The sequence below is a fragment of the Nonomuraea sp. B208 genome, from assembly GCF_057536035.1.
Map to the genome: position 1 here is coordinate 41,124 of NZ_BAAJOU010000030.1, position 20,169 is coordinate 61,292.

Sequence of the window (20,169 nt, forward strand, 5' to 3'; positions counted from 1 at the left end):
GGTAAGTACGAAATGTCCGACAGGCCAGTCTTCGTCATCGGATGCCCGCGCTCCGGCACCACGATGCTCCAGCTCATGCTGCACTCGCACCCGCACATGGCGGTGCCGCCCGAGACCCGCTTCCTCGTACCCGCCTACTACCGCCGCCGCGCCTGGGGCGACCTGCGGATCGCCTCGCGCCGCAGGGCGCTCGCGCAGTGGATCGCGACCGACCGCAGCACCAAGTTCCGCGAGCTCAAGATCGACAAGGACGAGTTCGTCCAGCAGGCGGTCGAGGGCCCCGGCTCGCTCGGCTCCGTGATCGGCACGGCCTTCCGGATGTACGCCGACCGCTTCGACAAGGCCCGCTGGGGCGACAAGCGCCCGAGCTACGTCAAGCAGGTCGACATGCTGCTGCGGCTCTTCCCCGACGCCCAGTTCGTCCACCTCATCAGGGACGGCCGCGACTGCGTGGCCTCGCTGAAGGAGATGCCCTGGTACACCCTGGACTCCTTCCACGCCGTCTCCACCTGGGCCGAGGCGATCGACGCGGGGGTCAAGCTCAAGCGCACCCTGCCCGAGGACACCTACTACGAGCTGCGCTACGAGGACCTCACCGACGACCCCGCGACCGAGCTGAAGAAGCTCTGCCACTTCCTGGAGGAGGACTTCTCCGCCGCGATGATCTCCCCGCGCGAGGCGGCCAGCGTCGCGGTGCCCGAGCACAAGGTCTGGCACAGCAACACGCACGGCGAGGTCATCCGCAGCCGCGTCGGGAGCTGGGCCAACCGGCTGGACGACTGGGAGGTCTCGCTGTGCGAGCACATGCTCGGCGACCGCCTGGAGTCCCTGGGCTACGAGCTGACGGGCGCGGCCAGGCCGGCCAAGGAGCACATCATCGCCGCCCAGAAGACCATGCAGAAGCGCAGGGCCAGCCGCATGCGCAAGCACATGCGCGACCGCTTCAACCGGCTGCGCGAGCCCAGCCCGGTGGCCGCCCTGCTGACCACGCGCCAGCGCTCGCTGGCCGGCGTGCCGCGCCAGCGCACCGAGATCACCGAGCCCGCCATCTAACGATCGACGTGGGCGAACAGCCGCTCCCAGTCGTCCAGCACGTGGTCGAGGCGGAACGCCTCGGCCCGTGCGCGGGCGTCGGCCCCCAGCCGCCGCCGCTCCTCCACGGAATCCGCGAGCCGGCGCAGCTCGGCCGCGAAGGCGTCCACGTCCCCCGGCGGCACCAGCACCTGGCCCGCCGCGCGCACGCCGCCCGAGACGTCGAAGGCCACCGACGGCACCCCGTGCGCCCCTGCCTCCAGCAGCACGACCGGCAAACCCTCGTGCTCGCTGGTCAGCGCCAGCACCGACGCCGACAGGTACTCGGCGGACATCTCGGCGGCCGGGACCAGACCGCGGAAGACCACCCGGCCGGCCACGCCCTCCCGCCCGGCGTGCGCGCGCAGCCGCTCCCGCTCGCCGCCGTCGCCGATCAGGTGCAGCTCCCACGGCTCCGGCAGGCCCGCACGGGCGAAAGCGCTGATCAGCCGGTCGAACCGCTTGACCCCCTCCAGCCGGCCGACGCCCAGCACCCGGGGGACGTCGAGCGCGGCCATCCGCTCCGGCCAGCGGGCCAGCGGATTGGGCAGCGCGCGGGCGTTCGGCAGCAGGGCGTGCTCGGCGAAGCTCCAGGCGTCGTCCTCGCTCAGGAAGACCGCCTGGTCGAGGTCGGCGTAGTGCTTCCTGATCGAGCCCAGGTGCCAGCAGCCGCGCGCGTGGTCGTAGGAGCCGTGGTACTGGCCGATCGACCGGAGACCGGCGGGCAGCAGGTCGCGCACCCGGATCACCGCCGACGGCGAGGTCATCACCGCGTACCCGGGCGCGATGCGGCCGAGCAGCCGGCGCAGCCGCCGGTCGGCGCGGACGCGGGCCAGGCGGTTGCCGGGTTCGGCGCGGCTGATCACGTGGTGGTGGTAGCGCGGGCGGTCCACGTACCGGAACGGGGAGCGGGCCCGGTGCAGGCCGATGACGTGCACCTCGTGGCCGCGCCCCGCCAGGCCCTGGGCGAGGGTGTGCGTGACCTGCTGGATGCCGCCCAGCGTGTCGGCGTCCACGCAGGCGAAGACGACCCGGCTCATCGGCGGGCCCCCACCCGGAAGAAGTCGTCGACGATCCGCGCCGCCGCGTCGCCACGCTCCTCGGCGCACCACAGCTCGCGGAAGGCCGCGTAGCGTCCGGCGTGGGCCGCGTGCTCCTCGTCCAGGCGCCGCAGCACGTCCACCAGCTCCTCGGTGGTGGTGACGCACGGGCCGGGGGCGATGGCGGGCAGGTCGTGGTAGACGCCGCGCTCGGACAGCCGGTAGTCGTCCCAGTCGTCGAGGTAGAACACCATCGGCCTGCCGGTGATCGCGTAGTCGCACATCAGGGACGAGTAGTCGGTGAGCAGCGCGTCCGAGGCCAGCATCAGGTCGTTGACCTCCGGGTAGCGCCCGGCGGGGCGGACGAAGTGCCTGAGGTGCTCGGGCGTCTCGTAGCGCTCGACCGGGTGCGTGCGCAGCACCACCACCCACTCCCCGGCCAGCTCCTCCGCCAGCAGCTCCAGGTCGGCCCGTACCGATCGGCCGCTGCCCATGGCCCGGTCGCGGTAGGTGGGCGCGTAGAGCAGGACCCGCCGCCCCGGCGGAAGGTCCAGGACCCCGCGTACGTCGCCGGTCGGCTCGCCGCGCACCAGGGCGTCGCAGCGCGGCGTCCCGTACCGGTAGACCTTGCCGGTGTAGCCGTTGGACGGCACGAAGAGGCGGGAGAACTCCGCGCTCGGCGACACCAGCGCGTCCCACCGCGCCACCGCCGCGCGCCACTGGGCGCGCGGCCGGTCGAAGTCGGAGCGCAGGTCGGGCGCGTCGAAGCCGATCGACTTGATGCCCTGGCCGTGCCAGGTCTGCAGGTAGCGGGTGCCGCGCGGCTTCGGGTAGTCCAGCGGGAAGCCGTGGCTGTCCACCCAGATGCCGGCCCGCGCCATCGTCCAGAGGTGGCGCCAGCTTCCGCGGCGTACCCGGCGGGCGCCGCGCGGGACGTCGCCCCGGCCCTTGGCCAGCGACCAGACGACCTCGATCGGCAGGTCGCGGCGGCGCAGCTCCTCGTAGAGCGCGCGCGGGCTGCCGCAGCAGCCCTTGCCGACGTCGGACTCGAACAGGGCGAGGTCCGGGCGCGGGCGCACCACCTTGACGAGCACCTTGTACGCCCGCAGCTTGTTCCCCGGCGTGCCGACCCGCCGCACGAACGCCCGCCACAGCCGCTCGCGCAGCCGCCGCCCGGTGCGGGTGGCCCGTACGCACAGGTAGCCCGCGTGTCCCTCGGCCTGCACCCGGCCGCCGGGCAGCTCGATCGGCCGCAGGCGCGGGTCCACGATGATCCGGTCGGTCGTGGTGTGCCCGTCCGAGGCGCGGGTGAAGCCGATCCTCGGCTCGCACTTCCCGGCGGGCGTGAAGGCGACCTCGCTGACGTAGCCGCCCTCGCCCGACGGCTCCGGCCTGATCGGCACGCGCACCCTGCCGACCTGGAGGAACGCCGTCCAGTCCGGCGGCAGCGCGCCGAACGGGTCGAAGGTGCGCACGGTCATCCGCACCCGGTCCCCGTCGCGGACCAGCTCGCTCGCCTCGTGCCGCAGCCGGGCGGCGGCGAAGGGCAGCTCGGCCAGCCGCAGCGCGGTGATGTCCAGGCCGGGGGAGACCGTCGTCCCCCAGTACGTGCGCCCGTCGAGCCGTACCGCCGCCCGCGGCGCGGCCCGCGGCCCGGTCAGCGAGCCGGCCGCGACGCGCAAATCCTCGATCCGGTCGTCGAGGATGAGCCGGCAGCACACCCGCTCCAGGGGCGCGGCCTGCTCCAGCACCTCGGCCGGGATCCGCGCCAGGTACGGCCGGACGATCGAGGCGAACTCCTTGACCCACACCAGGTCGCGGGAGGGCAGCGGGTTGAGGTAGACCCGCAGGTCCTGCCGGACGAAGCGGCGCTGCCGGTGCGGCACCAGGTCGCCGGCCCCGTGGGCGCGCAGCCGGTCGTCGCTCATGCGGGCGGCGAGGACCCGCTGCCGGACGTTGTCCAGGTCGTCCACGCTCAGCGAGATCGAGACGCCGTCGCAGGCGCGGTGCCAGTGGTAGACCGTCCACGGGACGATCGCGAAGCGGCGGGCGAGGGCGTACAGGTCGGCGGCGAAGACGTGGTCCTCGTAGTCGATGTCCTCCGGGAAGCGCAGCCCCCGCTCGCGCAGCCAGGCCACGTCGTAGAGCTTGTTGGTGCTGAAGGAGTCGAGGAACAGCTCCGGGTCCTCGCGGATGCCTTCCACCACGCGGCGGCGGGCGAACAGCGACGGGTAGTACGGCCGCAGCTTGCCGACGGCCTCGTACAGGCGGGAGATCTGGCCCGAGACGAACTGCGCGCCGGTGCGCTCGATCTCGGCGAGCAGGCTCTTGCAGGCGTGCCGGGGCAGCTCGTCGTCGCTGTCGAGGAACATGACGTACGGGGCCGCCGCGGCGTCCGCGCCGTCGTTGCGCGGCGCCCCGCAGTGCCCGCTGTTGACCTTCCTGCGCAGGTAGCGCACCCGTGGGTCCAGCGCGACCAGGCTCGCGGCCACCTCCGGCGTGCCGTCCGTGCTCGCGTCGTCGGCGATGACCACTTCGAGGTCGCGCAGCGACTGGCGGAGCACGGAGCGCACGGCCCTGGGCAGGCGGGCGGCGTCGTTGTACGTGATGACGACCACGCTGCAGTCCGGCATCCCAAGTCCCCCCGCTGGTCGAACCACCTGCGGGGAGGGCCCTGCCCCCGAGCTGGGGGAAGTGTCCGGACTTGATGGACTATTTGCCGAAAATCAGCGCCGCAGGCGACGGACGACCCAGATGACGATCAGCAGCGCCGCGAGCGCGCCCGCCACCGGCGCCAGCCGCTTGAGCACCGGCTGCCCGGCGATCTCCAGCAGGTCGAGCGCCTCCTCGTCGGGCGAGCGCGAGGTGCGCACCGTGCCCTGGGCGTGGGGCGGCGGCTCGGGAGCGGGTACGGCCGTCAGGTGCCGCTCCTCCTCCACCTCCTTCGGCTGGTCCTCGACCTGGGCCTGCTCTCGCGGCTCGGACAGCAGCTCGGCGAGGTTGTCGGCGAACTTGTCCAGCAGCCGCGAGCCCACCTCCGCCATCACCCCGCGGCCGAACTGCGCGGGCCGCCCCGTCACGTGGAACGTTGTCTCCACCGTCACCGCCGTCGACTCCTCGCGCGGCGTCAGCCGGGCCCTGACGGTGGCCGAGGCCGTGCCGGAGCCGCGGGCCTCCTTGCCCGACGCCTGGATGGTGAGCGAGCGGGAGTCCTTGTCCACGTCCTCGAACTTGGCCGAGCCTCGATAGGTGACGGTGATCGGGCCGACCTTGACCTTCATCCTGCCGGTGAACTCGTCACCCTCGTAGCTGTCGAGCGTGGCCCCGGGCAGGCAGGGGGCGATCCGCTCGACGTCGAGCAGCACGGCCCACGCCTGCTCGACCGGAACCGGAACAGTGAACTCGTGCTCGAACCGCATCGCCATCGATCCGCTCCTTCTGCCGATGGTTCCCGACACTACGACGCGGCGGGGGCGCCCCGGAAGAGACGCCCCCGCCAGGTCATCCGGACAGGCCGGTCAGGGCGCGCCCGTGGCGGCGCGCACCGCCCGATGGGTCAGCACCCTGGCCAGGTGCCTGCGGTAGTCCGGCCGGCCGTGCAGGTCGGCCGGGGGATCGGTGTCCGCCGCCGCCTCCGCGCAGGCCTGCCGCAACCCGTCACCGAGCTCCGCGCCCTGGAGCGCGGCCTCGGCCGCGCGGGCCCGGACCGGCGTCGAGCCCATGTTCGTCAGCCCGATCCTGGCCTCGGTGATCGAGCCGTTCGACCGCCTGACCGCCGCCGCCACGCCGACGATGGCCCACGCCTGCGCCGTACGGTGGAACTTCTCGTAGTGGAAGCCCCAGTCCGGCCCCAGCTTCGGGATCTTGACCCCGGTCAGGATCTCGCCGGCGTCGAGCGCGTTCTCCAGGTAGTCGACGAAGAACTCGGCCGCCGGGATCTCCCGCTCGCCTTGGGCCGAGCTCGCCACGAACACGCCGTCCAGCGCCAGCACCACCGCGGGCAGGTCGCCCGCCGGATCGGCGTGCGCCAGCGAGCCGCCGAACGTGCCCCGGTGCCGGATCGCCGGATCCGCCACATGGGCGGTGGCCAGCGCCACCAGCGGGCAGCCCTCGTTGACCACCTCGGAGCGCATCACCTCGTCGTGCGTGGTCAGCGCGCCGATGTGGACGTGGTCGCCGCGGTCGTGCACGCCCCGCAGCTCCGCCAGCCGTCCCACGTCCACCAGTGTCGACGGGTACGCCAGCCGCAGCCGCAGCAGCGGCAGCAGCGACTGCCCGCCCGCCAGCACCTTCGCGTCCTCGTCGGCGGCGAGGACCCGCGACGCCTCGGCCAGCGAGTCCGGGCGCACGTACTCGAACTGCGCGGGGATCATCGGCGCGCTCCTTCCAGTGCCCGCCACACCCGCTCCGGCGTGCACGGCATCTCGACGTCGCGCACGCCGGACGGGCGCAGCGCGTCCACGATCGCGTTCACCACGGCCGGGGTCGAGGCGATCGTGCCCGCCTCGCCGACGCCCTTGACGCCGAGGGGGTTGCTGGTGGCCGGGGTCTCGGTCCGGTCGAGCTGGAACGTCGGCAGGTCGGCCGCCGACGGCAGCAGGTAGTCGGCCATCGTCGTGGTGAGCAGGTTGCCGTCGGCGTCGTAGACGGCCTCCTCGTACAGGGCCTGCGCGACGCCCTGCGCGATGCCGCCGTGCACCTGGCCCTCCACGATGAGCGGGTTCACCACCTTGCCGACGTCGTCCACCGCCACGTACGAGCGGATCCGCACCATGCCCGTCTCGGTGTCCACCTCCACCGCGCACAGGTGGGTGCCGTGCGGGAAGGAGTAGTTGTCCGGGTCGAACGTGGCGTCGGCGTCCAGCCGCGCCTCCACGCCCTCGGGCAGGTCGTGGGCCGTGAACGCGGCGTAGGCGAGCTCCTGGATGGTCCGCTGCGCGTCCGTGCCCCGCACCTTGAACGCGCCCCCGGCGAACTCCAGGTCGTCCGGGGAGCACTCCAGCAGGTGCGCGGCCAGCGTACGGGCCTTGTCCTTGACCTTGTCGCACGCCCGCAGCACGGCGATGCCGCCCACGACGAGCGAGCGCGAGCCGTAGGTGTCCATGCCCTTGTGGGAGATCGCCGTGTCGCCGTGCAGCACCGTGACGTCCTCGAACGGCACGCCGAGCGAGTCGGCCACGATCTGGCTCCACGACGTCACGTGGCCCTGCCCGTGCGGGCTGGTGCCGGTGATGACCTCGACCTTGCCCGTCGGCAGCATGCGGATCGAGCCGTGCTCCCAGCCGCCCGCGCCGTAGTTCGACTCGCCGAGCAGCCGGGACGGCGCCAGCCCGCACATCTCGGTGTAGGTGCTGACGCCGATGCCGAGCTGCACCGGGTCGCCCCGGTCCCGCCGGTCGGCCTGTTCGGCGCGCAGCTTGTCGTAGCCGAACATCGACAGCGCCTTGTCCGTCGCCGCCTCGTAGTTGCCCGAGTCGTAGGTGAGCCCCGCGATCGTGGTGTACGGGAACTCCTCGTGCCTGATCCAGTTGCGCCGGCGCACCTCCAGCGGGTCCACGCCCAGCTCGGCGGCGAGCTCGTCCATCATGCGCTCGATGCCGAACGTCGCCTCCGGCCGGCCCGCGCCCCGGTAGGCGTCGGTCGGCATCTTGGTGGTGAACACGCCGGTGCAGGCGAACTCGTAGGCGTCCATCTTGTAGATGGCGTTGAACATGGCCGCGCCCAGCATCGGCACGCCCGGCGTGACCAGCATCAGGTACGCGCCCATGTCGGCCAGCAGATCCACCCGGAGCCCGCGCAGCCGCCCGTCGGCGTCGGCGGCCAGCCGCAGGCGCTGGAGCTGGTCCCGGCCGTGGTGCACGGTCAGGTTGCCCTCGGAGCGGCTCTCGGTCCACTTGACCGCCTTGCCGAGCCTGCGGGCCAGCAGCAGGCAGAGCACCTCCTCGGCCGTCACCTGCAGCTTCGAGCCGAACCCGCCGCCGACGTCGGGCGCGACCACCCGCAGCCGGTGCTCGGGGATGCCGGTCACCACGGCCAGCATCACCCGCAGGACGTGCGGGATCTGCGTGGAGGTCCACATGGTGAACGTGTCGCCGTCGGTGTCGGCGAGCACCGCCCGCGGCTCCATCGCACTCGGGATGAGCCGCTGCTGGCGGAAGGTGCGCTCGATGACGACCGGCGCGTCACGGAAGGCCGCCTCGACGTCGCCCGAGACGATCTTGGTGCTGAACGCCTTGTTGCCCGCCTCGTGCACCTTCGGGCTGCCCTCGGTCAGCGCCTCCTCCATGTCGAGCACCGCGGGCAGCGGCTCATAGTCGACCTCGATGGCCTCCAGCGCGTCGGCCGCCTTGTAGCGGTCGGTGGCGACCACGCAGGCCACGGCCTCGCCGACGTACCGGACCTCGGAGACCGCCATCGGCGGGTGGTCGGGGATGACGATGTCCTCGCTGACCGGCCACGCGCACGGCAGGCTGCCCTGCTCGTCCGCGAAGTCCTGGCCGCTGAAGGCCGCCACGACCCCGGGCAGCCCGCGTGCCCCTGACACGTCCACCCGGGTGATCCTGGCGTGCGCCATCGGGCTGCGCAGGAAGACCACGTGCAGCAGGCCGGGGCGGGTCAGGTTGTCCGTCCACCGCGTACGCCCCGTCAGCAGCCGCGCGTCCTCCTTGCGCCGCCGTGGCCGGCCCAGCTCCGGCGTGGCCGCAGGCTCGTTGACCTGGTCGCTCTGCGCTATCTGCTCGGCCACCGCGCCGGTGTCCAGCTCGCTCACTGCGTGCTCACCGCCTGCCCCATCTCCTGGGCGCCACGGCGTACCGCGCGGACGATGTTGCAGTAGCCGGTGCAGCGGCACAGGTTGCCCTCAAGCCCCTGCCTGATGGCGTCCTCCGACGGGTCCGGGTCGTCCCGGAGCAGGTCGATCGCCGCCATGACCATGCCGGGCGTGCAGTAGCCGCACTGCAGCGCGTGCTCTTCGTGGAAGGCCCGCTGCATCGGGTGCATAGCGCCGGCCGTGCCGAGGCCCTCGATGGTGACGACCTCGCAGCCGTCGGCCTGCACGGCCAGCACCGAGCAGCTCTTGACGCTCTTGCCGTCCAGCATGACGGTGCAGGCGCCGCAGTTGCTGGTGTCGCAGCCGACCGGGGTGCCGGTCTTGCCGAGGCGTTCTCTGAGCAGATGGACGAGCAGCAGTCGCGGCTCGACGTCCTCTTCGTAGGTGATTCCGTCCACGGTGACGGAGATTCGGGGCATACGTCCTCCCTCTCAAGGAGCGGGGAAAGGCGGACACACCCGAAATTACGCTTGTGTTACGCCCGGTCAAGGGTCACTTACCGCGGACCGCCCTCGCGACGATCGCCACGAGGCCCGCGAAGGCCAGCCCGAGCACCAGGACACCCATCAGGACCAGGGCATCCGTGAGCGCACGGGTCACCACCAAGATCCCGAGCGCGACGAAGAGCACGCCGCTCAACAGCGCCATCCAGTCCGTACGGTGCACCCGCCGGGGCCGCTCCACCTCGTAAGCTATCCCGTCCCACGGGTCCGTCTCACGCGGCACGCCGCACCTCCATGTCGCCGAGCCCGCCCTTCAGGTCGAGCACGATCGTCGAGACCTTGCCCTCCGGCTTCGTCTCCGGCTCCAGCACCTGGTTCACGCGGACGTTCACGCCGCCGTGGATCCGCTGGTCGATGCGGATGTCGCCGACCCTGTTGCTGGCGTGCAGCTCCAGCCGCACCGTGGGAGGCACGATCACCTCCAGCTCGCCCATCGAGATCCTGGCCTCGACGGACGCGGTCGTGCCCGGTGGCAGCTCCAGCTCCGACAGGTCCAGCAGGCCCTGGCCCGCGCCGACGTCGTACACGGGGACCGCGGCCAGCTCGCTCAGCGTGCTCGGCGCCCACTCGGACGGGCCGAAATTACGCGGCAGCCCGCCCACCGCGAGGCCGACGCTGACCGCGAGCGCCACCGCGGCGCCGGCGGCGACCAGCCCCGCGCCGCGGCCCCACCAGGTGGCGACCAGGAGGCCGGCGCCGATGGTGATGAGCATCGCGCCGCCGACGATGGTCGGGCTCACGCCGGCGGCGGACCTGGTCTGGACCGCCACGACGATCCCTCCAATGATGATGGCGAGCAGGATGGTGATGCCGCCGATGAACGATTTGGGGCGAGGCGCGCGCTTCGGGCGGCGCGGCGTGGGGCGGACGTACAGGGCCGGGTCGTACGGCGAGGAGTAGCCGCCGGCGCCGGCGCGCCTGGCGGGGTCGAGGGGCCGGTAGGGGCCGTTGGGCGCGAACGGCTCGCCGTAGGCGAGTGCGGTCCGCGGCCGGTACGCGCCCGGCTCGTCCTCGGCCGACCGCTGCCCGGCCTCCTGCCGCCCGGCCGGCCCGGGCCCGGCCTCGTGCGCGCCCGGCTCGTCCTCGGCCTTGTGCGCGGCCGGCTCGTGCGCGGTCTCGTGCGTGTCCGGCTCGTCCTCGGCCTCATGCGCGGCCTCATGCTCGGCCTGGTGCGCGACCGGCTCGTACGGCGGCACGGGATGCTCCGCCGTCACCGCGTCTTCCCTGCGTATCTCGTCCCGGTCCGCCGCGCTCAGCCCCGTCTCGTGCGCGGGCGCCGGGGGCGTCGGGGGCGTCGTGGGCGCGAAGTGCGCGGTCGGCGCCGAGGGCATGGTGGGCATCGGGTGGGGAGCCGGGCGGACCGGGGGCGTGGGCGGCGGGCTCGCATACGTCGGCGCGGGCTGCCCCGCCCGCGGCCGCTGCCTCAGCCGCTCCGGCATCGACCGGGCCAGCCCCAGCAGATCGACCCCGTTGACGTGCGCGGCCAGCAGCGACACCGCCAGGAACACGCCCACCACGAGCGTCCCATCGTCGATCCAGACCGTCGCCAGGTTGAGCCCCAGCCCGAGACCGAGCACCGCCGTCAGCAACGCCAGCACGGTCTCGGCGTCGAAGTCGCGCCGCGTCCACTGCTCGATGATGCCCGGGCTCCCGTTCGGCTCCTTCATCAACAGGAACGCCGCGATGTACAAGAAGAGCCCCACGCCCGAGCCGAGCAGCAGCACGGCGAAGGCCACCCGGAACACCACCGGGTCGATCCCGGTGTGGCGGCCCAGCCCCGCGCACACCCCCATGACGATGCGCCCCTCGCTGCTGCGTCGCAGTACGGTGGGGGGAGCGGCCGGATCCCTGGGCGGAGCTTCTGTCATGCCACCATCGTGGCCCCACCGGCGCACCACTCGCATCCGGGAGACCCCTGACCCGACCCGGGGGTCGTTCCCTGATGCCCGGTCCGCCCCTTACATGTGACGATGACGGTGTTATGGCTGACCAGAAGACACTCGCCGAGCCGGGCACCGGCGAAAAAGCGCCGTTCCGGCGGATGATGCGCCCGATGGAGGGCCGCCTGCTCGGCGGGGTGGCCCAGGGACTGGCCACGCAGCTCAAGCTCGATCCCGTGGTGATCAGGCTGATGTTCGTGCTGCTCAGCGTGGTGAACGGGGTCGGCATGGTGGCCTACGCCGTGCTGTGGATGGTCACGCCGCGTCAGCCGCACGAGGGGCCGCCGCCGCAGCGTGACTGGAGCCAGCTCGCCGCGTTCACCGCGATCGGGATGGCGCTGGCCGCGTTCGGCTGGCTGACCGGGGCGTCGGCGGGCGGCATCGGCATGTTGCCGTTCGCCGCGGGCGGGATCGGCGCGCTGATCCTGTGGCAGCAGGCCGATCCGGAGCGCCGCCGGAGCTGGATGAGCGGGGCGACGCTCAGCATCAGGAAGAACCGCGTGCGCACGCTGCTCGGCGTGGGGCTGGTGGTGATCGGCGCGATCGGGTTCCTCTACTGGCAGGGCGAGCTGGCCCAGGCCCAGCAGGGGCTGCTGTTCACCGTCGTGGTGGTCGGCGGCCTGGCGGTCATCGCCGCGCCCTGGCTGGCCGGCCTGTGGAAGGAGCTCCAGCTCGAACGGCGCGAGCGCATCAGGCAGGAGGAGCGCGCCGAGGTCGCCGCCATGGTGCACGACTCGGTGCTGCACACCCTGACGCTGATCCAGCGCGTCGCGCACGACCCGCGCGAGGTCACCCGCCTGGCCCGCGCGCAGGAGCGCGACCTGCGCAACTGGCTCTACCAGCCGGCCCAGGACGCCGACGCGACGGTGGCGGCGGCCGTGCGCAGGATCGCGGCCGAGGAGGAGGACGCGCACGGCGTGCCGATCGAGGTGGTGTGCGTCGGTGACGTGCCGTTCGACTCGGGCGGCCGGCTCGCGGCCATGATGAAGGCGGCCCGCCAGGCCATGGTCAACGCGGCCAAGTACAGCGAGAGCGACTCCATCTCGGTGTACGCCGAAGTAGAGGGTGAAGAAGTGGCCGTTTTCGTGAAGGATCGGGGCAAGGGCTTCGATCTCGACGCGGTCCCCCTCGACCGGATGGGGATCAGGGAGTCCATCATCGGCAGAATGGAACGCCACGGCGGCTCGGCCAGGATCCGCACCGAACCGGGCGAGGGCACCGAAGTGATGTTGAAGATGAAGGTGGAGAACGAATGACGCGCGTGCTGATCGTCGACGATCACCGGCTCTTCCGCTCGGGCGTACGCGCCGAGCTCGGCGACTCGATCGAGGTCGTGGGCGAGGCCGAGGACGTCGAGTCGGCCGTCAAGGCGATCGCCGAGCTGCAGCCGGAAGTCGTCCTGCTGGACGTGCACATGCCGGGCGGCGGCGGCCAGGAGGTGCTGCGCCGGGTGCTCGGCGCCGGCTCGCAGGTCCGCTTCCTCGCGCTGTCGGTCTCCGACGCCGCCGAGGACGTCATCGGCGTCATCAGGGGCGGCGCCCGCGGCTACGTCACCAAGAACATCAGCGGCAAGGAGCTGACCGACGCCGTCCGCCGGGTGGCCGAGGGCGATGCGGTGTTCTCGCCGCGGCTGGCGGGGTTCGTGCTGGACGCGTTCGCCTCCTCCGAGGCGCCCTCGATCGACCCGGAGCTCGACTCGCTGACCCAGCGCGAGCGGGAGGTGCTGCGGCTGATCGCGCGGGGTTACGCGTACAAGGAGATCGCGAAGGAGCTGTTCATCTCGGTGAAGACCGTGGAGACGCACGTGTCGTCCGTGCTGCGCAAGCTCCAGCTCTCCAACCGCCACGAGCTGTCCCGCTGGGCCACCGCCCGCCGCCTGGTCTGAGGCCGATTCGGCCGGATTTGGACCGTTACAGGATAGTTATCGGCTAGCTGCCTACGAATCAGGCGTCTCGTTTGTCACACAGAGAGGTACCGAATGAGCACTTAGTCCAGGAGTAACCCCCTTGAAGCGCGTCACCCGGATGCTTCCGGCTCTGTTCGCCCTGGTCGTCGCGACGGCCTGTGCGGCGGAGACCGCCCCCATCCCGCAAGCCCGCCCCACGGCGGCCCCCCAGGGCCAGGCCGCCGTCGCCCCGGTCGCGGCCACCACCACCCCGTCGCCCACCCCCACGACCACGGCCAAGATCAAGCTGGGCATCGCGGACATCACCCCGATGGGGGAGAAGACCGAGAAGGTGGGCGTCGGTTTCCCGATCATCGTCACGTTCGACCGTGACGTGAAGACCAAGGACCGCGCCACGGTCGAGGCCCTGCTGCAGGTCGAGTCCGACAAGCCCAACGAGGGCGCCTGGCGGTGGGTGTCGGCCCGCAAGATCATTTATCGGACGAAGGCGTACTGGAAGCCGTACCAGAAGGTGCTCTTCACCGCGCGGCTGTCCGAGCTGCCCGGCAACACCGGCGGCAAGGACGTCTCCCGCCGCTTCGCCGTCGGCTCCCAGAACATCTCCCTCGTCGACACGCGCAAGCACGTCATGAAGGTCTACCGCAACGGCAAGCTGGCCAAGAAGATCCCGATCAGCGCCGGCCGCGGCGGCCTGATGCGCGGCGGCGTGGACGTCTACCTCACCACCAGCGGCACCCACCTCACCATGGGCAAGAAGGCCGTCGAGACCATGACCTCCTCCTGGATGGGCGTGACGGATCCGAAGGACCCGCGCTACTACAAGGAGGAGATCCCCTGGGCCGTGCGGATCTCCGACAGCGGTGAGTACGTCCACCAGAGCGCCGGCTACTACCAGTATCTCGGCCGCTCCAACCAGAGCCACGGCTGCGTCCGCGCCACGCCCGAGGGCGCCAAGTGGTTCTACACGATCGCCCAGCGCGGCGACGTGGTGAAGATCACCGGCACCAAGCGCAAGCTGCAGTGGAACAACGGCTGGAGCTACTGGCAGCTCAGCTACAGCCAGTGGAAGAAGGGCAGCGCCCTGAAGTAGAGCACCCCGAAAGCGTGAAGGCGCGCCGCCGGCAGATCCTGGACGCCGGCGGCGCGCCTTCGCGTCGGCGTACCTACAACCGCCGCTACAGCTTCTCCAGCGGCGCGTACGCCAGCAGCAACGTCTTCTCCCCGCCGCTGCCGAAGTCGACCTTGACCTTGGTCTTCTCCGCAACGCCGTCGACCGACACCACCGTGCCGAGGCCGAACTGGTCGTGCGTCACCCGGTCACCGGGCGTCAGGGAGGGCACCTTGCGCCCGCCCGCGCCCGCCGCGCCGCCCCTGGCCGGCGCCGGCCGCGCCGCGGGCTCCCTGCGGGTGGCGGCGCTCCACGCCGACTTCTCCGGATCGGTGCGCCAGTCGATGAGCGTGCCCGGCACCTCGTTGACGAAGCGCGAGGCCGGATTGAACGCCGGCGCCCCCCACGAGCTGCGCACGGCCGCCCGCGTCAGGTAGAGCCGCTGCTGCGCCCGGGTGATGCCGACGTAGGCCAGCCGCCGCTCCTCCTCCAGCTCCTTGGGCTCGCCCAGCGACCGGACGTGCGGGAACACGCCGTCCTCCATCGCCGTCAGGAACACCACGGGGAACTCCAGGCCCTTGGCGGTGTGCAGGGTCATCAGCGTGACGACCCCCTGCCCGCCGTCGGCCTCGGGGATCTGGTCGGCGTCGGCCACCAGCGAGACCTGCTCCAGGAACTCCACCAGCGTGCCCTCCGGGTTGGCCTCCTCGAACTCGGAGGCCACGGAGATCAGCTCGTTGAGGTTCTCCAGGCGGGACTCGTCCTGAGGGTCCTCGGACGCCTCCAGCTCGGCGCGGTAGCCGGTGGCCACCAGCACCTCCTCGGCCAGCGCCGACGGCGGCACGCCCTCGGCCTTGGCGATCAGCTCCTCCAGCATCGCGACGAACTCACGCACCGCGTTGAGCGAGCGCGTAGCCATGCCGTAGGCCTCCTCGGCCCGCCGCAGCGCCTCCCAGTAGGTGATCCGCTCGCGCGCCGCCAGCGCCTCGACCATCGCCTCGGCCCGCTCGCCGATGCCCCGCTTGGGCACGTTGAGGATGCGGCGCAGGGACACGACGTCGCTGGGGTTGGCCAGCACCCGCAGGTAGGCCAGCAGGTCCTTGACCTCCTTGCGCTCGTAGAAGCGCACGCCCCCGACCACCTTGTAGGGCAGCCCGGTGCGGATGAAGATCTCCTCGAACACGCGGGAGGCCGCGTTGGTGCGGTAGAAGACCGCCACGTCGCCCGGCCGCACGCCCTCCTCGTCGCTCAGCCGGTCGACCTCCTGGGCCACGAACATGGCCTCGTCATGCTCGTTGTCGGCGACGTAGCCGACGATCTTGGGGCCGTCGCCCTGGTCGGACCAGAGGTTCTTCGGCTTGCGCGACTCGTTGCGGGCGATGACGGCGTTGGCCGCGGCCAGGATGTTCTGGGTCGAGCGGTAGTTCTGCTCCAGCAGGATCGTGCGGGCGTCGGGGTAGTCGCGCTCGAACTCCAGGATGTTGCGGATCGTCGCGCCGCGGAAGGCGTAGATCGACTGGTCGGCGTCGCCGACCACGCACAGCTCGGACTGGCTGGTGCCGGAGCGCACCTGCTCGCCGTCGGCGGTGCGCAGCTCGGGGTGGCCGACCAGCTCCCTGATCAGGATGTATTGGGCGTGGTTGGTGTCCTGGTATTCGTCGACCAGGACGTGCCTGAACCGCATGCGGTAGTGCTCGGCCACGTCGGGGAAGAGCTGGAACAACGTCACCGTGTTCATGATGATGTCGTCGAAGTCCATCGCCCCGGCCTCGGTGAGCTTGAGCTGGTAGGACTTGTAGGCCTGCGCGAGCGTCTTCTCCAAATGCGAGCCGGCCCGCTCGATCGCGCTCTCGTAGTCGATCAGCTCGTTCTTGAAGTTGCTGACCTGGGCGGAGAACGAGCGCGGCGGGTAGCGCTTGGGGTCGAGGTCCATCTCGCGGCAGACCATCGCCATGAGCCGCTGGGAGTCGGCCTGGTCGTAGATGGAGAAACTGGACGGGAACCCGAGCCGTTTGGCCTCCCGCCGCAGGATGCGCATGCACGCGCTGTGGAACGTCATCACCCACATGGCCCGCGAGCGCGGCCCGATGAGCTTGTCGATGCGCTCCTTCATCTCCTTGGCGGCCTTGTTGGTGAACGTGATCGCCAGGATCTCGCCCGGATGCACGTCACGCTCGGCCAGCAGGTAGGCGATGCGGTGGGTGAGCACCCGAGTCTTCCCCGACCCCGCTCCCGCCACGATGAGCAGGGGGCTGCCGTGATGGATCACGGCCTCGCGCTGCTGCGGGTTGAGGCCGTCGAGCAAGGGGTGGTCAACAGAGACTTGGGTCGGCACCTACCTAGGTTAAGACGCTCCACCGACAAACGGCGCCCGGAATGCGATCCGCCGGACGCCGGTTCTCCCTCAAGAACACCGTGCGAAAGGGGAGTCATGCTGCCGCAGACCGAGATCAACCGGGTGCTGTACGTGACCGCGCATCCCGACGACGTCGACTTCGGGGCGGCCGGGAGCGCGGCGCTCTTCGTGGACCAGGGGGTCGAGGTCACCTACCTGCTGGTGACCGACGGCGACGCGGGCGGCAACGAGCGCACGCTGGACAACACGGGGATGGCCGAGCTGCGGCGGACCGAGCAGCGCGCCGCGGCGAAGGCCGTGGGCGTCACCGACGTCCGTTTCCTCGGCTATCCCGACGGCCAGGTCGTGCCGTCCCTGGAGCTGCGGCGGTCGATCGCCCGCGTGATCCGGCAGGTGCGTCCCGACCTGGTGGTGACCCACCACCCCGACCGCAACTACCGGTTCGTCGCGCCGAGCCACCCCGACCACCGTGCCGTCGGCGGCGCCGCCCTGGACGCCGTCTACCCCGACGCCCGCAACCCGTACGCCTTCCCGGAGCTGCTGCTGGAGGAGGGGCTGGAGGCGTGGACGGTCCGCGAGGTCTGGCTGACCGGCGGGGCCACGCCCGACCATTACGTGGACGTCACCGACGTCATCGACCGCAAGCTCGCGGCCCTGCTGTCGCACGTGAGCCAGGTGGCGCACGTGGAGGGGTTCGCCGAGGGGGTCAAGAGCCGCTTCGCCGCCTGGGGCGAGCAGGCCGGGTTCGGTCCTGGCCGCTACGCGGAGGCGTTCCAGGTCGTCCCCACGGCCTGACCGGGGCAGGCGCGCGTGCTCAGGGGATGGAGCCGGGCGGCGCCACCCAGAGCGCGGGCTGCCCGGTCACCTCGGCGATGAGGTCGAAGTCGCGGTCGTAGTGCAGCACGGTCACCCTGTGCACCTCGGCGCAGGCGGCGACCAGCAGATCGCGCACCCCGACCCCACGGTGCCGCCCTCGTGCGAGGAGCTGCTGCTGCACCTCCAGGGCCCGCCGCGCCACCGCCAGGTCGAGGGGGAGCCAGACGCACTGCCGCTGGGCTGCCAGGGCGGCGCGGCCCTGGGCGAGGTCACGGGCGCCGTGGACCGCCTCAAGGTCGATGATGGCGCAGGTGGCCACGGCCCGGGCCGCGAAGAGCGGGCGCAGCGCCCTGGCGACGACTTCACTCGTGCGGAGGCGGGCCAGGGCGCTCCTGTCGATCAGGTACATCCGTCCTGGTGGCACCACGCATGCTTCATGATCTCCGGGTTCAGCAGATCCTCGCTGTTCCTCGTCCGCCAGAACTCGAACGCCTCGCGACGCCCCGCCCGACCGGCGATCTCCTGCAGGGCGGCATTGACCGTTTCCGTGATCGTCGAAGTGCCCAGCTCGTGCTGGGCCGCTTCCAGGAGCTCCTTGTCGATGTCGATGACCGTGCGCATGCGGCATGACCTCCGTACCCTCCACAGAACGAGTGATCTTGGACGCGCTTCCCTCCGGCGGCACCGGCCGTGGGAAGCGCGCGATCACGGAAGGTAGAGCATCGAGATGACGGAATTTTGGAGCGGTCCAACGGCAGTGCAGGATCCTCGTCCTGGCAGGTAAGGATCTTCCTTCTCAGATGGGGTGGTGACCCACTGAGCAAGCAATCACTTTTTGTCGTCCTTTTTCGCTGCGATCCGGGCGAAAAAGTAGCCAAGCGAGTTCGTCGACAGGTGCAACATGACGGGAGCCAGCAGGCCACGGCGGCGCCGCAGTTCGCAGAAGAGCACGCCCGCCGCCGCCGTCGACACCACGCTCCCCGCCACCACCCGCGCCGTGTCGAGCCGCGCTGGCGACTCGCCGGCCGTCAGGGCGCCGAGCGCCGGGTTGGCGCGGGCCATGTCGACGGCCGGGAGGATGTGCCACAGGCCGAACAGGGCCGAGGAGAGCGCCGTGGCCGCCGCCGTGCCGTGCCGGCGGCGCAGCATGGCGTACAGGGCGCCGCGGAAGCCGACCTCCTCCAGCAGGACCGTGGCCAGCGGCACCTGGATCAGGGCCTCCTCCAGCAGGCGGGCGCGGGACAGCGACAGGGCGCGCTCGTCGTGGAAGAGCGGCCTGGTGCGGGGCAGCGCGACCCCGGCGGTGTAGACGGCGGCCACGGCGCCCGCCAGAACGCCGCCCGTGACCGCGCCCCGCCGGCCGTGCTCGAACCCCATCTCCTCCCACGTGGCGCCCGACCTGCGGGCCATCGCCACCAGGGCGGCGGTGGCGAGGGCGGAGGTGAGCGGGCCCAGGCGGGGGGCGACCTTGTTGTTCATGACGTTGGCGGCGGCCAGCACGGCGACGGAGCGGAGGATCACCTCTGCAGGCTACGTCGGCCCCCGCCCGCCCGGCGGTCCCGTGGGGCCCGTCGGGTCAGGAGGCGGCGGAGTCGCGCCAGCCGGCCGGGAAGCGGGAGCGGCGGCGCTCCTGCGGGGTCAGGCCGCCCCAGATGCCGTCCGGCTCGCCCGCTCGTAACGCGTACGCGCGGCACTCCTCCAGCACCTGGCAGCTCGCGCAGACCGCTTTGGCCCGCGCCTCCTGCTGCGGCGAGGGGGCGAGCGGGAAGAAGAGGTCAGGGTCGCTGGACCTGCACGCCCCCCGGCGCAGCCAGCCGATCTCCTCCAGTGGCATGGACCCACCGTACGGCTCCGACATGATCGACCACATCATCCTCCGGGTTGATGGGGGAATACGCCCCGGGATGACCTCCGCTGCCAGGAACGCCGGGGTCAGCAGGCGCCCACGCCGCTCCGGTACCCCTCGGCGAAGGCCGACTGCCGCTGCTCGGCGGTGCCGTGCGCGGCCGGGTCGAGCCAGTCGTCCGTGGGGTCGCCGGCCGCCTCCAGGCTCAGCAGCAGCTCGTCCTCGTCGCCCGGCTCCGCGCGCAGCGCGCCCCCGCTCACCAGGCCCGACAGGGTGGCGCCCGCGTAGCAGTCGGCCTGCAGCTCGGCCTGCACGTTGAGCTGGAACGTCGAGCGGAGCTGGGCCTGGACCGCGTGACCGAACTCGTGCGGGATGATCACGTACACCGAGCCGTCGCCCATGTCGTTCCACAGCCCCTCCATCCAGTCCCGGTCGAAGGCGATGAAGTGGCCGACCGGGCAGTAGAAGGCGTTGTTGGGCACGGCCGGCTGGCCGCCGCAGCTCGGCCCGGCGGAGCCGGAGTAGGGGATGAACTCGGTGATCGGCCGGTAGGTCCGGCCGAGCTGGGCGAACTGCTGCTTCCAGAACTGCTCGCTCAGCGTCCGCGCCGAGACGACGTCGTCCTCGAACGTGTCGTCCTGCTGCGCGTCGCCGGGCGGGTTCATCGACGGCGGCCGGGTCAGGCCGCAGGACAGGACGGAGGCGGCCAGGACGAGCAGGGCGAGCACGAAGCGGAGGGGCGCGCGGGTCACCA

19 protein-coding genes are annotated in these 20,169 nt (G+C 71.8%); 5 read left to right on the forward strand and 14 right to left on the reverse strand.

Annotated features, from left to right (window positions below):
• Window positions 1-12 precede the first annotated feature (12 nt).
• Complete coding sequence (locus AC27IY_RS41785; RefSeq protein WP_364461506.1) at window positions 13-1,053, forward strand: sulfotransferase family protein; 1,041 nt, start codon at window positions 13-15, stop codon at window positions 1,051-1,053.
• Here AC27IY_RS41785 and AC27IY_RS41790 read toward each other — a convergent pair.
• The 8 genes from AC27IY_RS41790 to AC27IY_RS41825 all read right to left on the reverse strand — a co-directional run bounded on the left by AC27IY_RS41790 (window position 1,050) and on the right by AC27IY_RS41825 (window position 11,311).
• Window positions 1,050-2,111 (reverse strand): glycosyltransferase, encoded by a 1,062-nt coding sequence (locus AC27IY_RS41790; RefSeq protein ID WP_487181420.1) that lies wholly within the window; start codon window positions 2,109-2,111, stop codon window positions 1,050-1,052. The two genes, AC27IY_RS41785 and AC27IY_RS41790, sit on opposite strands and share 4 nt — an antisense overlap.
• Entirely contained in the window at window positions 2,108-4,744 is a 2,637-nt protein-coding gene (locus AC27IY_RS41795; protein ID WP_487181422.1) for a bifunctional glycosyltransferase/CDP-glycerol:glycerophosphate glycerophosphotransferase, read from the reverse strand. The genes AC27IY_RS41790 and AC27IY_RS41795 overlap by 4 nt, the downstream gene beginning before the upstream one ends.
• 93 nt (window positions 4,745-4,837) lie before the next feature.
• Entirely contained in the window at window positions 4,838-5,536 is a 699-nt protein-coding gene (locus AC27IY_RS41800; RefSeq protein WP_449956026.1) for an SRPBCC family protein, read from the reverse strand.
• 93 nt (window positions 5,537-5,629) lie between these two features.
• Entirely contained in the window at window positions 5,630-6,484 is an 855-nt protein-coding gene (locus AC27IY_RS41805; RefSeq protein WP_449956029.1) for an FAD binding domain-containing protein, read from the reverse strand.
• Window positions 6,481-8,856, reverse strand: a complete 2,376-nt coding sequence (locus tag AC27IY_RS41810; RefSeq protein WP_487181637.1) for a xanthine dehydrogenase family protein molybdopterin-binding subunit — start codon at window positions 8,854-8,856, stop codon at window positions 6,481-6,483. The genes AC27IY_RS41805 and AC27IY_RS41810 overlap by 4 nt, the downstream gene beginning before the upstream one ends.
• A 20-nt stretch (window positions 8,857-8,876) precedes the next feature.
• A complete protein-coding gene (locus AC27IY_RS41815) occupies window positions 8,877-9,359 on the reverse strand; it encodes a (2Fe-2S)-binding protein (RefSeq protein WP_344216842.1) in 483 nt (160 codons plus the stop codon).
• 73 nt (window positions 9,360-9,432) lie between these two features.
• Entirely contained in the window at window positions 9,433-9,666 is a 234-nt protein-coding gene (locus AC27IY_RS41820) for a hypothetical protein (protein ID WP_344216844.1), read from the reverse strand.
• Window positions 9,656-11,311: a PspC domain-containing protein gene (locus AC27IY_RS41825; protein ID WP_487181425.1), complete on the reverse strand. Its 1,656-nt coding sequence runs from the start codon at window positions 11,309-11,311 to the stop codon at window positions 9,656-9,658. Before AC27IY_RS41825 ends, AC27IY_RS41820 begins: the two co-directional genes overlap by 11 nt.
• A 113-nt stretch (window positions 11,312-11,424) precedes the next feature.
• Between AC27IY_RS41825 and AC27IY_RS41830 the strand changes: the two genes are divergently transcribed.
• From AC27IY_RS41830 to AC27IY_RS41840, 3 genes are all read left to right on the forward strand, one after another.
• Window positions 11,425-12,639 carry an ATP-binding protein gene (locus AC27IY_RS41830; RefSeq protein ID WP_344216848.1) on the forward strand — a complete coding sequence of 405 codons (1,215 nt, stop codon included), beginning with the start codon at window positions 11,425-11,427 and terminating at the stop codon, window positions 12,637-12,639.
• Window positions 12,636-13,268 (forward strand): response regulator, encoded by a 633-nt coding sequence (locus AC27IY_RS41835; RefSeq protein WP_423443171.1) that lies wholly within the window; start codon window positions 12,636-12,638, stop codon window positions 13,266-13,268. Before AC27IY_RS41830 ends, AC27IY_RS41835 begins: the two co-directional genes overlap by 4 nt.
• A gap of 121 nt (window positions 13,269-13,389) precedes the next feature.
• A complete protein-coding gene (locus tag AC27IY_RS41840) occupies window positions 13,390-14,379 on the forward strand; it encodes a L,D-transpeptidase (RefSeq protein WP_344216852.1) in 990 nt (329 codons plus the stop codon).
• A gap of 85 nt (window positions 14,380-14,464) precedes the next feature.
• Here AC27IY_RS41840 and pcrA read toward each other — a convergent pair whose 3' ends face one another.
• Window positions 14,465-16,702: a DNA helicase PcrA gene (gene pcrA / locus AC27IY_RS41845; RefSeq protein WP_364461788.1), complete on the reverse strand. Its 2,238-nt coding sequence runs from the start codon at window positions 16,700-16,702 to the stop codon at window positions 14,465-14,467.
• A 126-nt stretch (window positions 16,703-16,828) separates the two neighbouring features.
• Between pcrA and AC27IY_RS41850 the strand changes: the two genes are divergently transcribed.
• Entirely contained in the window at window positions 16,829-17,548 is a 720-nt protein-coding gene (locus AC27IY_RS41850; RefSeq protein WP_449956038.1) for a PIG-L deacetylase family protein, read from the forward strand.
• Window positions 17,549-17,567: 19 nt separating this feature from the next.
• Here AC27IY_RS41850 and AC27IY_RS41855 read toward each other — a convergent pair whose 3' ends face one another.
• From AC27IY_RS41855 to AC27IY_RS41875, 5 genes are all read right to left on the reverse strand, one after another.
• Window positions 17,568-17,978 (reverse strand): PIN domain-containing protein, encoded by a 411-nt coding sequence (locus AC27IY_RS41855; protein WP_423443177.1) that lies wholly within the window; start codon window positions 17,976-17,978, stop codon window positions 17,568-17,570.
• On the reverse strand, window positions 17,969-18,190 hold the full coding sequence (locus AC27IY_RS41860) for a type II toxin-antitoxin system VapB family antitoxin (protein ID WP_423443179.1): 222 nt from the start codon (window positions 18,188-18,190) through the stop codon (window positions 17,969-17,971). The genes AC27IY_RS41855 and AC27IY_RS41860 overlap by 10 nt, the downstream gene beginning before the upstream one ends.
• A gap of 207 nt (window positions 18,191-18,397) precedes the next feature.
• Complete coding sequence (locus tag AC27IY_RS41865) at window positions 18,398-19,090, reverse strand: CPBP family intramembrane glutamic endopeptidase (protein ID WP_449956045.1); 693 nt, start codon at window positions 19,088-19,090, stop codon at window positions 18,398-18,400.
• A gap of 55 nt (window positions 19,091-19,145) precedes the next feature.
• Window positions 19,146-19,403, reverse strand: coding sequence for a WhiB family transcriptional regulator (locus AC27IY_RS41870; protein ID WP_329585258.1), 258 nt, complete (start codon window positions 19,401-19,403; stop codon window positions 19,146-19,148).
• 98 nt (window positions 19,404-19,501) lie between these two features.
• Window positions 19,502-20,167 (reverse strand): neutral zinc metallopeptidase, encoded by a 666-nt coding sequence (locus AC27IY_RS41875; protein WP_487181427.1) that lies wholly within the window; start codon window positions 20,165-20,167, stop codon window positions 19,502-19,504.
• Between the last annotated feature and the right edge of the window lie 2 nt (window positions 20,168-20,169).

Excerpts from the sequence above, each read along its gene's own strand:
- AC27IY_RS41795 (WP_487181422.1), bottom strand. The coding sequence starts at position 4,744 with ATGCCGGACTGCAGCGTGGTCGTCATCACGTACAACGACGCCGCCCGC.
- AC27IY_RS41850 (WP_449956038.1), top strand. The coding sequence starts at position 16,829 with ATGCTGCCGCAGACCGAGATCAACCGGGTGCTGTACGTGACCGCGCAT.
- AC27IY_RS41870 (WP_329585258.1), bottom strand. The coding sequence starts at position 19,403 with ATGCCACTGGAGGAGATCGGCTGGCTGCGCCGGGGGGCGTGCAGGTCC.
- AC27IY_RS41855 (WP_423443177.1), bottom strand. The coding sequence starts at position 17,978 with ATGTACCTGATCGACAGGAGCGCCCTGGCCCGCCTCCGCACGAGTGAA.
- AC27IY_RS41800 (WP_449956026.1), bottom strand. The coding sequence starts at position 5,536 with ATGGCGATGCGGTTCGAGCACGAGTTCACTGTTCCGGTTCCGGTCGAG.
- AC27IY_RS41805 (WP_449956029.1), bottom strand. The coding sequence starts at position 6,484 with ATGATCCCCGCGCAGTTCGAGTACGTGCGCCCGGACTCGCTGGCCGAG.
- AC27IY_RS41825 (WP_487181425.1), bottom strand. The coding sequence starts at position 11,311 with ATGACAGAAGCTCCGCCCAGGGATCCGGCCGCTCCCCCCACCGTACTG.
- AC27IY_RS41790 (WP_487181420.1), bottom strand. The coding sequence starts at position 2,111 with ATGAGCCGGGTCGTCTTCGCCTGCGTGGACGCCGACACGCTGGGCGGC.
- AC27IY_RS41830 (WP_344216848.1), top strand. The coding sequence starts at position 11,425 with ATGGCTGACCAGAAGACACTCGCCGAGCCGGGCACCGGCGAAAAAGCG.
- AC27IY_RS41785 (WP_364461506.1), top strand. The coding sequence starts at position 13 with ATGTCCGACAGGCCAGTCTTCGTCATCGGATGCCCGCGCTCCGGCACC.
- AC27IY_RS41835 (WP_423443171.1), top strand. The coding sequence starts at position 12,636 with ATGACGCGCGTGCTGATCGTCGACGATCACCGGCTCTTCCGCTCGGGC.
- AC27IY_RS41815 (WP_344216842.1), bottom strand. The coding sequence starts at position 9,359 with ATGCCCCGAATCTCCGTCACCGTGGACGGAATCACCTACGAAGAGGAC.
- AC27IY_RS41860 (WP_423443179.1), bottom strand. The coding sequence starts at position 18,190 with ATGCGCACGGTCATCGACATCGACAAGGAGCTCCTGGAAGCGGCCCAG.